A 14367-nucleotide genomic window follows, 5' to 3' on the forward strand; every position below is an offset into this window, starting at 1 on the left:
ACGCTTCCTTTCATGAGCCAATCGCGAACGGAGTTGCGGCCACCGGAACAGCGCGTCGAGCGCCGTTCGGTGACGTGGTGGACGTTACGCGCGGTGATCGGCGGCGGCCTGCTGACCGGCCTGCTCGCGTACCTGACGGCGACGCTGCCCGACGCCCGCCCGTGGCTGGGGCCGCTGCTGGCGGCGGCGGCCGTGGTGTCCCTCGTCTACGTCGGCGTGATGCCGGCGGTGCGCTACCGCGTCCACCGCTGGGAGACGACCGGCGAGGCGGTGTACGCCCTGTCGGGCTGGGTGGTCCGCGAGTGGCGGGTCGCCCCCATCTCGCGCATCCAGACCGTCGACACCAAGCGCGGCCCCCTCCAGCAACTCCTGAGGCTGGCCACCGTCACCGTCACCACCGGCTCGGCCCACGGCCCGGTGCGGATCACCGGCCTCGACCAGGACGTCGCCGCCCGGGTGGCGCGGGACCTCACCGAGATCACCCGGCGCACCCCCGGGGACGCCACGTGACCAGCGTGGGCACCCCGCCTGCCGCCCCCGTCACCGCCGAGGCGCCGATGCGGCGGCTCGACCGGCGCATGATCTGGGTGGACGCGATCCAGATGGTCATCTCGCTCATCCCGACCGTGGTCGCCCTGGCCGTCTTCAAGGTGGAACCCCGGCCACAGGTGATCTGGCCGGCCGCCCTGGTTGCCGTGCTCGGGGTGGTGACGGCGGTCAACGACCTGTTCCGCTGGCTGAAGACCCGCTACCGGGTGACCCCCGACCGGGTCGAGGTGCGCACCGGGCTGCTGGTGCGCAGCAACCTGTCGGTCCCCCGCGACCGGATCCGCAGTGTGGAGAGCACCGCCAACCTCAAGCAGCGCCTGGCCGGGCTGCGCGTCGTCACGATCGGCACCGGCCGGCACGCCTCGGCCGGCGAGGCGACGATCGAGCTGAACGCGGTCCGCCGCGAGACGGCGGAGGAACTGCGGCGGCTGCTGCTGCGGGGCGCGGACCGGCCCGACGACGCGACGGTTCTGGCCGAGCTACGCTGGCGGTGGCTGCTCTACAACCTGGTCAACATCTGGGCGTTCCTGACGGCGATGTTCGTCATCTGGAGCGCCTACTGGCTGCTCAACAACTTCGGCGTCGAACTCGACACGTGGGTGCTGGGCCTGGCCGACTGGGAGGCGCTCGGTCCGGGGGTGACGATCGCGGTCGCGACCGCCGCCGTCGGCCTGATCGGCGTCGCCGGGCTGGTCATCGGCTTCGTCACCGAGTTCTGGGAATTCCGGCTGACCCGGGTGCGGACCGCCGCGGGCACGGCCCTGCGCACCACGAACGGGCTGCTGCGGACGCGGGAGGTGAACCGCGACGACAACCGGCTGCGGGGTGTGCACATCGGCGAGCCGCTGTTCTGGCGGTGGATGGGCGCCGCCGACACGGCCGTCATCTCGACCGGGCTGGCGAAGGCGGGGATGGGCGCGGAGCCCGCGTCCACGATCCTGCCGCGCGGCCCGATCGCGGAGGCGCTGCGGGTGGCCCGGCTGGTGCTCGGCGGCGACGACCGGCCGTTCGAGGCCCCGCTGCGCCCGCACCCGCGCCGCGCGCTGCGGCGGCGGGTGATCTGGGCGCTCAACACGACCGGCGCGCTGACCGTGCTACTGCTCTGGCTCGACCTCACGGTCGAGGCCCTGCCCGGCGGGTTGTGGCTCGCCGGGCCGGGCGTCGCGCCAGTGGCGGTGCTCGCCGCCGTCGTCGCCTACCGCGCGCTCGGGCACACCGTCCACGGGCGCTACCTGGTGACCCGCTCGGGGCTGCTGACCCGCTCGACCGATGCCCTCGACCGTTCCGCCGTCATCGGCTGGAAATTCCGCCAGTCGCTCCTGCAACGCCGCCTGAACCTGGTCACGGTCATCGCCACGACGGCCGCCGGATACGGCCGTTACAAAGCGCCGGACCTGGACCTGCACGACGGCGTCGAATTCGCCGACAGGGCCACCCCCGACATGCTCACGCCCTTTATCACGCGCATTCCCCCGCGCCGATGAATGTGCAGGAAACCGATGCAGAAGATATCTCTTTCCACGAATCTGAAAGTGAGTTCCCTCGGTCTGGGCTGCAGTTCCATGTCCCATGGATACGGCCCCAGGGAACGCGACGACGAGACCTCGAAGGCCGTCATCCGGCGGGCCGTCGAATTCGGCGTCGACCTGTTCGACACCGCCGACGTCTACGGCCCGTGGACGAACGAGGAACTGCTCGGCGAGGCGCTGGAGGCGCATCGCGGCGACGTGATCGTCGCGACCAAATGCGGCCTGGTCGCCGGGCCCGGCGGGAAGTTCAGCCGCGACGGCAGCCCGGCCCATCTGCGCCGGGCGTGCGAGGGGTCGCTGAAACGGTTGCGGGTCGAGGCGATCGACCTCTACCAGCTGCACCGGGTCGACCCGGCGGTGCCGATCGAGGAGACCTGGGGCGCGCTCGCCCAGCTCGTCGCCGAGGGCAAGGTGCGCAACCTCGGCATCTCCCACGCCACGGTCGCCGAACTCGACCTGGTACACCGCGTCCACCCGATCGCGGCGGTGCAGTACGAGCTCTCGGTGTGGGCCAAGCACAACCGGGCCGACGTGCTGCCGTGGTGCCGGGAGAACGGCGTCGGGTTCCTGGCGTTCGCGCCGATCGGGCGGGGGTTCCTGGCCGGGCGGGTGACCGGCGCCTCGCTCGACGAGGGCGACTCGCGGGCCCGCGACCCCCGGTTCGGGGCCGAGGCGGCCCGGGTCAACGAGGCGATCGTGGCGGGGCTGCGGGTGGTGGCGGCCCGCCACGACGCCACCCCGGCCCAGGTGGCGATCGCCTGGGCGCTGGCCCAGGGCGACAACGTGGTGCCCATCCCCGGCACCCGGACCATGCGCTGGCTGCACGAGAACGTCGCCGCCGCCGACCTGCGCCTGACGCCGGAGGACCTGCGCGAGATCGAGGACCTGCCCGCCCCGATGGGCTACATGAGCTGGGACAACGCCCGTTTTCCCGCGTTCCCGGCCGGCTGATCGTCCCGCTGGCGAGACAGCCCGTACGAAGGAGGTATCCCGTGCTCTTCCCGCACACCCGGTCGCGGCGGGTGACACTGTCGCCGGCCTCGTCCCTCGACGGGGCGGCGTTCTTCCGCGCGCTGCTCGAATCGGGGCTGGAGAGCTTCCGGTTCGCGGCCAACGCGTCGGAGGGTTTCAAGCGGCTCGACGCGATGTTCCTGGTGCGCCGGAACACCACCGGCGACGTCCTCGGATTCAGCACCCTGCACGGCCTCTCGACCGCCGGGCACATTCGCAACGGCGTTTACCTCGACCCCGCCCGGTCGAAACTCGGAATCGGCTCCGAGGCGGTTCAGCTCACCATCAACTACGCGTTCGCCGCGTTTCCCATCGAGCAGATGATCGTGCAGACGACGGAGGCGAGTTTCGCCCGCTTCGGCCTCGGCGACGACGAGACGCAGAAAGAGGGCGTGCTGCCCGAGCATCTCTACTTCCGCGGCCGGTTGTGGGATCTGCACAGTTACCGCATTCACCGGCACGACTGGGAAAGTTATGTCGACTGGTCGCCCGACCGGCTTTCTCCGCTTGATGCCGTGCTGCCCGCGCCTTTAACGTGGCGCGACGTCCCGAATTGAATTCCGCGCCTTTGTTAGGAAGTCCTGTGACGAAAAGCATCGCAAAACCGCTCGTGGTGGTGCTCGGTTCCTCGGGCCTCCTCGGCACCGCCGTGACGAGGCTGCTGGCGGAGCGCCCGATCCGGCTGCGCGCGGTCGGCCGACGGGAGACCGCCGTGCCCGCCGGGTGCCGGGCCGAGGTCGAGGTCCGCACCGCCGACCTGACCGAGGGCGCGAACCTGGCCGAAGCCGTGGCCGGAGCCGACGCGATCGTGCACCTGGTGGCGCACATCGCCGGTCCGGGCACGTGGCGGGTGGCCGAGGGCGACAAGGTGGCCGAGCGGGTGAACGTGGGGCTCGTCCACGATCTCATCGAGGTGGCGGGAAACCGCGCGAGACCGCCGATCGTGGTGTTCGCCGGGTCGATGTCCCAGGCCGGGAAGGCGATGGCCGAGTCGGCCGACGGCAGCGTGCCCGACCAGCCGCTGACCGAGTACGACAAGCAGAAGCTCGCCGCCGAGCAGGCGCTGGAGGCGGCCACCGAACGCGGGCTCGTGCGGGGCACGACGCTGCGCCTGGCCACCCTGTTCGGGCAGGGCACCGACCCGACCCACCTCGACCGGGGCGTGGTGGCGGCGATGAACCGCCGCGCGTGGGCCGGGCAGCCGCTGACGATGTGGCACGACGGGACGGTCAAGCGCGACCTGCTCTGCGTCGACGACGCGGCCCGCGCGTTCCTGGCCGCCCTCGACCACCCCGAGGTGGTCTCCGGCAGGCACTGGCTGGTCGGCAGCGGCAACGTGATCAGCATCGGCGAGTTGTTCCACACGATCGCGAAGGCGGTGTCGGCGGTGTCGGGCGAGCCGCCCGTGCCGGTCATCTCGGTGCCGCCGGCCGACCACTCGACCGAGACCGACATGCTCGACTTCGCCCTCGACCCGAGCGCCTTCCAGGCCGCCGTCGGGTGGCGTCCGCGCGAGCCGCTCCAGGAGGCGCTGGAGCGCACCGCCGTGGCCTTCGCCGGAGAAAAGTAGACATGCGGGTGCTGTTCGCCGGATATCCGGAGAAGACCCATTTTCTGGCGATGGCACCGCTCGCCTGGGCGCTGCGCACGGCCGGGCACGAGGTGGTCTTCGCCAGCCAGCCGTCGTTCGCCGGGGTGATCAACCAGGCGGGCCTGACGGCCGTGCCGGTCGGCCGGAACAGCGACCACGCCCGCATGATGCAGCTCGACCGGCGCGCGTCCGCCTCAGGGCGTCAGGGGTTCCCCGAGCCCTACGACGCGACGGAGGACACCCCGGCCGAGGCCCTCGTCGAGGGCTACCGGCACGCGGTGACCTGGTGGCACAAGATGGAGAACCTGCCGCTGGTCGCCGATCTGGTGGCCTTCGCGCGGGCCTGGCGGCCCGACCTGGTGGTCTGGGAGCCGACGACGTTCGCGGCCCCGATCGCCGCGCGGGCGTCCGGGGCGGCGCACGCCCGGCTGCTGTTCAGCCTCGACATCTACGGCCTGACCCGGCGGCTGTTCCTCGGCAAGGCCCCGGCCGCCGATCCGATGGCGGAGTGGCTGGGGGCGTACACCCCCTTCGGGGAGGACCTGGTCACGGGCCACTTCACCATCGACCAGCTGCCGCCGTCGCTGACCAGCCACGCCCCCGGCCTGACCTACCTGCCGCTGCGCTACACGCCCTACGGCGGCCCGGCGACCGTGCCGTCCTGGCTCCGCGCGAAACCGGCCCGCCCCCGCGTAGCCCTCACCCTCGGCCTGGTCACGGCCGAGAAGTTCGGCGGCTACCCGATCGACCTCCCGGCGACCCTCGCCGAACTGGCCGAGCTCGACGTCGAGGTGGTGGCCACCATCCCGGAGAGCCACCGGCCCGCCACCGCTCCGAAAAACGTCCGGTTCGTCGAGTACGTCCCCCTCCAGCCCCTCGCCGCGACGTGTGCGGCCGTCATCCACCACGCCGGGTTCGGCACCCTCTCGACGGCCGCGCGGCACGCCCTCCCCCATCTGATCGTCCCCGGCGACGTCGACGGGCCCGCGCTCGCGCGGCGGCTGGCCGAGCAGGGCTGCGCGATCACCGTCACGGGCGGCGAGTCCGTCGGCGACCGGCTGCGGACGCTGCTGGAGACGCCGTCGTTCCGGGAGCGCGCCGAGGCGCTCCGGGCCGAGATCGACGCCGTGCCCTCCCCCAACGACCTCGTCCCGGCGCTGGCCGAACTGACCGCGCGCCACCGGGCCGCCTGAAAGGTTGCGCGATGCGTGTCCTGTTCACGACCTACGCCGAGAAGACCCACTTCCTGGCCATGGCGCCGCTCGCGTGGGCGCTGCGCACGGCCGGGCACGAGGTGGTCGTCGCCAGCCAGCCCCGGTTCGCCCCGGTGATCACCCAGGCGGGGCTGACGGCGGTGACCGTGGGCGCCGACCGCGACCCCTACCGGCTGCTGGAGGCCAACCCGGGCCATCTCGACGGCGGCCGGGTCGCCCTCACCCCGCCCTACGACGCGGCCGACGACTCGTCGAAGGCGACGCCCGGCCACCTGCTGGAGGGCTACCGCGAGGCGGTGACCTGGTGGCACCGGCTCATCAACCAGCCGATGATCGCCGATCTGGTGGCGTACGCGAAACACTGGAGGCCCGACCTGGTCATCTGGGAGCCGCTGACCTACGCGGGGGCCATCGCGGCGAACGCGGTCGGGGCCGCGCACGGCCGGCTCATGTGGGGCCTGGACGTGTTCGGCGTCACCCGTGACCTGTTCCTGAAGGTGAAGGGCGAGGAGGACCCGCTCGCCGACTGGCTCGGCGGGCACGCCCGCCGGTACGGCGGCGACTTCTCCGAAGACCTGGTCACCGGCCAGTTCACCATCGACCGCCTGCCGCGCTCGCTGCGGCTGGAAGCCGGCCTGACCTACCTGCCGATGCGGTACGTCCCCTACGGCGGCGCGGCCACCGTCCCGGCATGGCTGCGGACCCCGCCGGAGCGGCCCCGGGTGGCGATCACGATGGGGTTCAGCGCGGCCGACCACTACGGCGGCTTCCTGTGGGGCACGCAGGACCTGCTCGACGCGGTCGGCGGCCTCGACGTGGACGTGGTCGCGACGATCTCCGACGCCGAACGCGCCAAGCTGACCCGGGTGCCGCCCAACGCCCGGCTGACGCCGTACGTGCCCCTGCACGCCCTGACCCCGACCTGCGCGGCCGTGGTGCACCACGCGGGACCGGGCACCCTGGCCACGACGGCGCTCGACGCGGTGCCGCAACTCGCGCTGCCGATGCACTTCGACGAACCGCCGCTGGCCCGCATGCTGGCCGAGCAGGGCGCGGGCCTGGCCCTGGCCCCCGGCGAGGCCGACGGCGTCGCGGTCGCCGAGAACGTGTTGCGCCTGCTGAAGGAACCGGCGTTCACGGTCCGCGCCGAGACGCTGCGGGACGAGATGCTGGCCATGCCCTCCCCCAACGAGCTGGTGCCCCGGCTCGAACACCTCGCGCGCCGGTGACCGGCGATGCGGGTCCTGTTCACCTGTTACGCCGAGAAGACCCACTTCCTGGCGATGGCGCCGCTGGCGTGGGCGCTGCGCACGGCGGGCCACGAGGTCGTCGTCGCGTCGCGGCCGGGGTTCGCCGGGGTCATCACGCGGGCCGGCCTGACCGCCGTGGGCATCGGCCGTGACCGCGACCCGTGGCGGGCGATGGGCTACCGGCCGGAGACCGTGGCGCGGGTCCGCAGCGGCCTGCCCGCCCCCTACGACGCGACGCCGGAGACGCCCGTCGAGACCATGACCGAGGGCTACCGGCGGGCCGTCGCGGGCTGGCACAAGGTCGTCAACGTGCCGCTGGTGCCCGATCTGGTGGCGTTCGCGCGGGCGTGGCGGCCCGACCTGGTCGTCTGGGAGCCGACCACCTTCGCCGGGGCCGTCGCGGCGAAGGCCGCCGGGGCGGCGCACGCGCGGCTGCTGTTCGGGCTGGACATCTTCGGCCTGACCAGGGACCTCTATCTGGCCGGGAACCCGGCGGAGGACCCGCTGGCCGACTGGCTGGGCAGGTACACGGACTTCTCGGAAGACCTGGTCACCGGCCACTTCACCATCGACCAGCTCCCGCCCCCGCTGACCGGCCACGCCCCTGGCCTCACCTATCTCCCCATGCGCTACACGCCCTACGGCGGCCCGGCGGTCGTGCCGTCCTGGCTCCGTACGCCACCCGCCAGGCCCCGCGTCGCCCTCACCCTGGGCCTGGTGGCGACCGACCGGTTCGGCGGCTACCCCATCGACCTCGGCCGGACGCTGGACGACCTGCGCGACCTGGACGTCGAGCTGGTGGCGACCGTGCCGAGGGACCACCGGCCGCCCCGGCCGCCGCGCAACACGCGGCTCGTCGAGTTCGCCCCGCTCGACCCGCTGGCGGCGACGTGTTCGGCGGTCATCCACCACGCGGGGTTCGGCACCCTGTCGACCGTCGCCCGGCACGCCCTCCCCCACCTGGTCATCCCGGGCGACGTCGACGGCCCGATCTTCGCCGACCGGCTGACCCGGGAGGGCGTCGCCATCACGGCCGGACCGGACGAACCGCTCCGCGACCACCTGCTCGACCTGCTCGGCAACCCGGTCTACACGAAGAACGCCGAGGCGCTGAAGGCCGAGATCGACACCGTCCCCACCCCGAACCAGCTCGTACCGACGCTGGAAGAGCTGGCGAGGAGCCGCTGATGCGCGTCCTGTTCACCGCCTATCCGGAGAAGCCCGTCTTCCAGTACCTGGTGACGACCGCCTGGGCCCTGCGCACGGCGGGCCATGAGGTCGCCTTCGCCAGCCAGGCCAACTTCGCCGGGGTGATCAACCAGGCCGGGCTCACCGCGATCCCGGCCGGCGCCAACCCGGAGCCGTGGCGGGTCACCCACCTGCCGCCCGAGGCGCGCGAGGAGGAACGGCCCGGCCTGCCCGCGCCCTACGACGTCGTCGACACCGACGTGACCTGGGACTACTTGTACGACGGCTACGCCGGGCCGGTCGTGAACCGGTATGTGATGGAGAGCCTGCCGATGCTCCCCGACCTGCTGGAGTTCGCCCGGGCCTGGAAGCCCGACCTAGTGATCTGGGAGCCCAACTGCTACGCGGGCCCGATCGTGGCGAAGGTCGCCGGCGCCGCCCACGGCCGGCTGCTGTTCGGCCTCGACGTCTTCGGCCTCGCCCGGCAGCACTTCCTGCGGCTGCGCGCGGGCCGCGACGACCCGCTGGCCGCGTGGTTCGACCGCATGCTGGCCCCCCACGGGCACTCCTTCAGCGAGGACCTGGCGGTCGGCCAGTTCACCGTCGACCAGTTCCCCGCCTCGTTCGCCGAGGAGGCCCCCGGCCTGACCTACCTGCGCACGCGCTACATCCCCTACGGCGGGGCGGCCGTGGCGCCGCCGTGGTTGTCGGAGCCGAAGCGGCGGCCCAGGATCGGGTTCACGCTCGGCCTGAGCGCGACCGAGCACTTCGGCGGCTACCCGCTCGGGCTCCCCGAGGTGCTCGACGCGCTCGGCGAACTCGACGCCGAGGTGGTCGCCACCATCGCCGGCCCGGAGCAGGCCAAGCTGCGGTCGGTGCCGCCGAACGTGCGGATGGTCTCCTACGTGCCCCTGCACGCCCTCGCGCCGACCTGCGACGCGTTCGTGCATCACGCCGGGGCCGCCACGATGGCCACGATCTCCCGGTACGGCGTCCCGCAGCTGGCCGTCCACCTGCACTTCGACCAGCCGGCCCTGGCGCGGCGGCTGGCCGCCCACGGCGCGGGACTGGCGATCGGCAACCAGGAGGCCACCGGACCGGCCGTCGCCGAGGCGGTCACCCGGCTGCTGACCGAGCCGGGGTTCGGGGCGCGCGCCCGCGACCTGGAGACCGAGATGCGCGACCTGCCCAGCCCGAACCGGCTCGCCGCCGACCTCGAACGCCTCGCCACCGCCTGACCCCCCGAACCCGCCCGACCTCTGGAGGAGACCATGCGCGTCCTGTTCGTCACCCCGGCCGATCCGCGGTTGTTCCAGTACCTCGTGCCCCTGGCCTGGGCGCTGCGCACGGCCGGGCACGAGGTGCGGATCTCGGCCCAGCCCGGGTTCGCCGACGTCGTCACCCAGGCCGGGCTGACGGCGCAGCCGATCGGCAAGGACCACGACCCGTGGAACGTCCGGGACGCCGACGCCCCCGCCCCCGCCGGGGAGGGCCTGCCCGCCCCCTACGACGTCGCCGCCGACCCGTCGGCCGCCACGTGGGAGGGCATGCGGGAGGGCTACGCCGGGGCCGTGGACGCATGGCACAAGCTGGAGAACTTCGCCGTGGTGCCCGACCTGGTGGCCTTCGCCCGGTTCTGGCGGCCCGACCTGGTGATCTGGGAGCAGACCACGTACGCGGGCGCGGTGGCGGCGAAGGCGTGCGGCGCGGCCCACGGGCGGTTCATGTTCGGCCTGGACATCTTCGGCGTCACCCGGCAGCACTTCCTGCGCCTGAAGGGCGAGCGCGCCGGCGACCCGCTGGCTGAGTGGCTCGGCACGTACGCCACCAAGTACGGCCTGCGCTACACCGAGGACCTGGCGGTCGGCCAGTTCACCGTCGACCAGCTCCCGGCCTCGCTCCGCCTGGAGGCAGATGTGAGCTACCTGCCGGTGCGCTTCACCTCCTACGAGGGCCCGGCGGTCGTCGCCAAGTGGTTGTGGGGCCCGGCCGAGCGCACCCGGGTGGCCGTGCTGGCGCCCGCCGAGGGCTACCCGGTGCCCGGCCGCGCCATCGCCGAGGCGCTGGCGGGGCTCGACGCCGAGATCGTCCTGGTCACCGACGAGGAGCTGACCGGGCTGCCGGAGAACGTGCGGGTGACCGCCGACGCGCCGCTGCACGCGCTCGTGCCGACCTGCGCGGCGGTCGTGCACCACGGCGACTTCGGCGAGCTGGCCTCGGCGGCGCGCGCCGGGGTGCCGCAGGTGGTGCTGCCGTGGCACTTCGACCAGCCGCTGTTCGCCGACCGGCTGGCCGCCTCGGGCGCGGGCCTGCGGGCCGACGCCACCACCGCAGGGGAGATCCGGGCGGCGGTCGAGCGGGTGCTCACCGAGCCGGGTTTCGGCACGGCGGCCGCCCGGCTCCGGGAGGAGACGGCGGCACTGCCCGCCCCCAACGAGGTCGTCGGGCGGCTGGAGGAACTGGCCGTCAAGTACGCCGGGTAGGCGCGCCATGCGTGTGCTGTTCGTCAGCTACCCGGAGAAGACGATCTTCCAGTACCTCGCGCCGCTGGTGTGGGCGCTGCGCACCGCCGGGCACGAGGTGCGCTTCGCCAGCCAGCCGCACTTCTCCCCGGTGATCAACCAGGCCGGCCTGACCGCGCAGCCGGTCGGCCGCGACCACGACCCCTGGCGCATGGCCGAGATGGACCGCGACGCGGTCGAGGCCGAACGCGCCGGGCTGCCCGCGCCGTACGACGTGGCCGACGCGCCCGAGAAGGCGACCTGGGACCACCTGCTGCCCGCGTACGCCCAGGCGGTGGCGATGTGGCACAAGATGGAGAACTTCCCGATGATGGCCGACCTGGTCGCCTTCGCGAAGGCGTGGCGGCCCGACCTGGTGATCTGGGAGCCCACCACGTTCGCGGGGGCGGTGGCGGCGAAGGCGTGCGGGGCCGCGCACGGGCGGCTGCTCTACAGCCTCGACGTCTTCGGCGTGGCCAGGCAGCACTTCCTGCGGGTGAAGGGCGCCCGGGCCGACGACCCGCTGGCCGAGTGGCTCGGCCGCTACACCGGCGGTTTCACCGAGGACCTGGCCGTCGGCCAGTTCACGATCGACCAGTTCCCCGAGTCGCTCACCATCCAGGCCGACCTGACCTACCTGCGGACCCAGTACATCCCGTACGGCGGCCCCGCAGTCGTCCCCGGCTGGCTCACCCGGCCGCCGGAACGGCCGAGGGTGGCGCTGACCATGGGGCTGAGCGCGACCGAACGCTACAACGGCTACACGATCCGGCTGCCCGACGTGCTCGACGCGCTGGCCGACCTCGACATCGAGCTCGTCGCCACCATCGCCGACTCCGAGAGGGCCAAGCTCACGAGCGTCCCAGCCAACGCCCGGATCGTGCCCTACGTGCCGCTGCACGCGCTCGCGCCGACGTGCGCGGCCGTCATCCACCACGCGGGGCTGGCCACCCTGGCGACGGTGTCCCGCTACGCGCTGCCGCAACTGGCCCTGCACTGGCACTTCGACCAGCCTGCGCTGGCCCGGCGGCTGGCCGCGCAGGGGGCCGGGATCGAGGTGGGCTGCGGCGTCGCGACCGGGGAGATCGTGCGCGAGAGCGTGCTGAAGCTGCTGGCCGACCCGTCGTACGCCGAACGGGCCCGCGCGCTGCGGGCGGAGATCGCCTCGTCGCCGGCCCCGAACGGGCTGGTGCCGAGGCTCGAGGAACTGGCGAGGAGCCGCTGATGCGCGTCCTGTTCACCACGGTCCCGGAGCGGACCATCTTCCAGTACCTGGTGCCGGTGGCCTGGGCGCTGCGGACGGCCGGGCACGACGTGCGGTTCGCCGTCCAGCCGAAGTTCGCCGACGTCGTCACGCAGGCCGGGCTCACCGCGCAGCCGGTGGGCGGCGACCGCGACCTGTGGCGGGTCGCCGACATGTTCCCCGAGCAGCGCGAGGCCGAGCGGATCGGCCTGCCGGTCCCCTACGACGCCGCCGGCGACCCGGCGCGGGCGACCCGGGAGACGATGCTGGCCGGATACCGCGAGGCGGTCGCCGACTGGCACCGGATGACCAACTTCCCGATGATCGCCGACCTGGTGGCCTTCGCCCGCGAGTGGCGGCCCGACCTGGTGATCTGGGAGCCGCTGACCTTCGCCGGGAGCATCGCCGCGAAGGCGTGCGGGGCCGCGCACGCCCGGCTGCTCTACAGCCTGGACGTCTTCGGCGTCACCCGCGAACTGTTTCTGAAGGCCGGGAGCGGCGAGGACCCGCTGGCCGAGTGGCTCGGCTCCTACGCCCGCAAGTACGGCGGGGAGTACTCCGAGGACATGGCCGTCGGCCAGTTCACCATCGACCAGTTCCCCGCCTCGCTCACGCTGCGCTCGGAGCTGCCGACCCTGCGGACGCAGTACATCCCCTACGGCGGCGCGGCCGTCGTGCCGAAGTGGTTGTGGGCCGAACCCGAGAAACCGCGCGTCGCGCTGACGATGGGCCTGAGCGCGACCGACCACTACAGCGGCTACTCGATCAGCCTGCAGGACGTCTTCGACGCGCTCGCCGACCTGGACGTCGAACTCGTCGCGACCGTCGCCGGCGACCATGCGCTGAAGGTCCCGGACAACACCCGGGTCGTCTCGTACGTGCCGCTGCACGCCCTCGCCCCGACGTGCCGGGCGGTCATCCACCACGCCGGGCTGGCGACGCTGGCGACGGTGTCCCGGTTCGGGGTGCCGCAGCTGGCGATCCCGCTGCACTTCGACCAGCCCGCGCTGGCCCGCAACCTGGCCGCGCAGGGCGCCGGCATCGACCTGCCCAACGACGCGGCCACCGGGCAGTCGGTCCGCGACGCCGTCGTGCGGCTGCTCACCGAGCCGTCCTTCGCCGACCGGGCCGCCGCGCTCCAGCGGGAGATGGAACGGCTGCCGACCCCCAACGAGCTGGTCCCCGAGATCGAAGCGCGAGCCGGGAGGTAGGCGTGCGGGTCCTGTTCACCACCCATCCGGAGAAGACGCACTTCCTGGCGATGGTCCCGCTGGCGTGGGCGCTGCGCACGGCGGGGCACGAGGTGCGCTTCGCCGTACAGCCGAAGTTCGTGCCGGTCGTCACCCAGGCGGGGCTGACCGCCGTGCCGGTCGGCAGCGACCGCGACCTGTTCCAGCTCCTGGAGGCCGACCCCGACGCCCTCGACGAGGGCCGCAGCGGCGTGCCGGAACCCTACGACGCCGCCGTCGAACCGGAGCGGGCCACCTACGAGGGCCTGCTGGCCGGGTACGCCACCGCGGTCACCTGGTGGCACAAGCTGGAGAATCTGCCGCTGATCGCCGACCTGGTGTCCTTCGCGAAGGCGTGGCGGCCCGACCTGGTGATCTGGGAGCCGATGACCTACGCGGGCGCGATCGCCGCCAGGGCCTGCGGCGCGGCGCACGCCCGGCTGCTGACCGGCCTGGACACCGTGGGCGTCACCCGGGAGCTGTTCCTCCGGCTGAAGGGCGACCGGCCGGGGGACCCGCTGGCCGACTGGCTCGGCTCGCACGCCGAGGCCGTCGGCGCGGAGTGGGGCGAGGACATGGCCACCGGCCACGTCACCATCGACCAGCTGCCCGCCTCACTCTCCCTCGGCGGCGGCCTGCCGACGCTGCGCACCCAGTTCGTCCCGTACGGCGGCCGCGCCGTCGTGCCCGGATGGCTCACCGAGCCGCCCGCGCGGACCCGGGTCGCGCTCACGCCCGGCATGGTCTACCACGAGCCCGGCGCGGCCTTCGACGACTACGTCGGAGAGCTGCAGGGCCTGCTCGAAGCGCTCGCCGAGCTCGACGTGGAGATCGTGGCCACCATCGCCGACGGCGAGCGGGCCCGGCTGCGGCGCATCCCTCCGGGCATCCGGATCGTGCCCTACGTGCCGCTCCAGGCGTTGCTGCCCACCTGCGCGGCGGCCGTCCACCACGCCGGGCCGGGCACGCTCGCGACCGTGTCGCGGGCGGGCGTGCCGCAGCTGGCGCTGCCGTGGGAGCTCGACGAGCCCGTGCTGGCCGGGCGGCTGGCCGCCCACGGGG

At 73.3% G+C, this 14367-nt stretch carries 13 protein-coding genes; all 13 read left to right on the top strand.

Going from position 1 to position 14367, the window contains the following annotated elements; genetic code table 11:
- The first annotated feature begins 12 nt into the window (after positions 1 to 12).
- Complete coding sequence (locus tag FDA94_RS36090; protein ID WP_137251522.1) at positions 13 to 510, top strand: PH domain-containing protein; 498 nt, start codon at positions 13 to 15, stop codon at positions 508 to 510.
- A complete protein-coding gene (locus tag FDA94_RS36095; protein ID WP_212735659.1) occupies positions 507 to 2033 on the top strand; it encodes a PH domain-containing protein in 1527 nt (508 codons plus the stop codon). The genes FDA94_RS36090 and FDA94_RS36095 overlap by 4 nt, the downstream gene beginning before the upstream one ends.
- 15 nt (positions 2034 to 2048) lie before the next feature.
- Positions 2049 to 3029, top strand: a complete 981-nt coding sequence (locus FDA94_RS36100; protein ID WP_137251523.1) for an aldo/keto reductase — start codon at positions 2049 to 2051, stop codon at positions 3027 to 3029.
- Between the two features lie 41 nt (positions 3030 to 3070).
- Entirely contained in the window at positions 3071 to 3646 is a 576-nt protein-coding gene (locus FDA94_RS36105) for a GNAT family N-acetyltransferase (protein ID WP_137251524.1), read from the top strand.
- Between the two features lie 26 nt (positions 3647 to 3672).
- On the top strand, positions 3673 to 4659 hold the full coding sequence (locus tag FDA94_RS36110; protein WP_246060345.1) for an NAD-dependent epimerase/dehydratase family protein: 987 nt from the start codon (positions 3673 to 3675) through the stop codon (positions 4657 to 4659).
- Between the two features lie 2 nt (positions 4660 to 4661).
- Positions 4662 to 5873, top strand: coding sequence for a nucleotide disphospho-sugar-binding domain-containing protein (locus FDA94_RS36115; RefSeq protein WP_137251525.1), 1212 nt, complete (start codon positions 4662 to 4664; stop codon positions 5871 to 5873).
- Positions 5874 to 5884: 11 nt separating this feature from the next.
- Positions 5885 to 7123, top strand: coding sequence for an activator-dependent family glycosyltransferase (locus tag FDA94_RS36120; RefSeq protein ID WP_137251526.1), 1239 nt, complete (start codon positions 5885 to 5887; stop codon positions 7121 to 7123).
- Between the two features lie 6 nt (positions 7124 to 7129).
- Positions 7130 to 8332 (top strand): nucleotide disphospho-sugar-binding domain-containing protein, encoded by a 1203-nt coding sequence (locus FDA94_RS36125; RefSeq protein ID WP_137251527.1) that lies wholly within the window; start codon positions 7130 to 7132, stop codon positions 8330 to 8332.
- Positions 8332 to 9570 (top strand): nucleotide disphospho-sugar-binding domain-containing protein, encoded by a 1239-nt coding sequence (locus tag FDA94_RS36130; RefSeq protein ID WP_137251528.1) that lies wholly within the window; start codon positions 8332 to 8334, stop codon positions 9568 to 9570. The genes FDA94_RS36125 and FDA94_RS36130 overlap by 1 nt, the downstream gene beginning before the upstream one ends.
- A gap of 33 nt (positions 9571 to 9603) precedes the next feature.
- Positions 9604 to 10815, top strand: a complete 1212-nt coding sequence (locus FDA94_RS36135) for a nucleotide disphospho-sugar-binding domain-containing protein (RefSeq protein WP_137251529.1) — start codon at positions 9604 to 9606, stop codon at positions 10813 to 10815.
- A 7-nt stretch (positions 10816 to 10822) separates the two neighbouring features.
- Positions 10823 to 12058, top strand: a complete 1236-nt coding sequence (locus tag FDA94_RS36140) for an activator-dependent family glycosyltransferase (protein ID WP_137251530.1) — start codon at positions 10823 to 10825, stop codon at positions 12056 to 12058.
- Positions 12058 to 13287 carry an activator-dependent family glycosyltransferase gene (locus FDA94_RS36145; protein ID WP_137251531.1) on the top strand — a complete coding sequence of 410 codons (1230 nt, stop codon included), beginning with the start codon at positions 12058 to 12060 and terminating at the stop codon, positions 13285 to 13287. The genes FDA94_RS36140 and FDA94_RS36145 overlap by 1 nt, the downstream gene beginning before the upstream one ends.
- A gap of 2 nt (positions 13288 to 13289) precedes the next feature.
- Positions 13290 to 14367, top strand: a 1078-nt coding sequence (locus FDA94_RS36150) for a nucleotide disphospho-sugar-binding domain-containing protein (RefSeq protein WP_137251532.1), incomplete at its 3' end; no start/stop codon positions are given.

This window comes from Herbidospora galbida, from assembly GCF_005233835.1.
GTDB classification, from domain to species: Bacteria; Actinomycetota; Actinomycetes; order Streptosporangiales; family Streptosporangiaceae; genus Herbidospora; species Herbidospora galbida.

Bases quoted from the DNA above. Each gene is read 5' to 3' on its own strand.
- FDA94_RS36090 (WP_137251522.1), top strand. From the start codon at position 13: ATGAGCCAATCGCGAACGGAGTTGCGGCCACCGGAACAGCGCGTCGAG.
- FDA94_RS36100 (WP_137251523.1), top strand. From the start codon at position 2,049: ATGCAGAAGATATCTCTTTCCACGAATCTGAAAGTGAGTTCCCTCGGT.
- FDA94_RS36115 (WP_137251525.1), top strand. From the start codon at position 4,662: ATGCGGGTGCTGTTCGCCGGATATCCGGAGAAGACCCATTTTCTGGCG.
- FDA94_RS36120 (WP_137251526.1), top strand. From the start codon at position 5,885: ATGCGTGTCCTGTTCACGACCTACGCCGAGAAGACCCACTTCCTGGCC.
- FDA94_RS36125 (WP_137251527.1), top strand. From the start codon at position 7,130: ATGCGGGTCCTGTTCACCTGTTACGCCGAGAAGACCCACTTCCTGGCG.
- FDA94_RS36130 (WP_137251528.1), top strand. From the start codon at position 8,332: ATGCGCGTCCTGTTCACCGCCTATCCGGAGAAGCCCGTCTTCCAGTAC.
- FDA94_RS36135 (WP_137251529.1), top strand. From the start codon at position 9,604: ATGCGCGTCCTGTTCGTCACCCCGGCCGATCCGCGGTTGTTCCAGTAC.
- FDA94_RS36140 (WP_137251530.1), top strand. From the start codon at position 10,823: ATGCGTGTGCTGTTCGTCAGCTACCCGGAGAAGACGATCTTCCAGTAC.
- FDA94_RS36145 (WP_137251531.1), top strand. From the start codon at position 12,058: ATGCGCGTCCTGTTCACCACGGTCCCGGAGCGGACCATCTTCCAGTAC.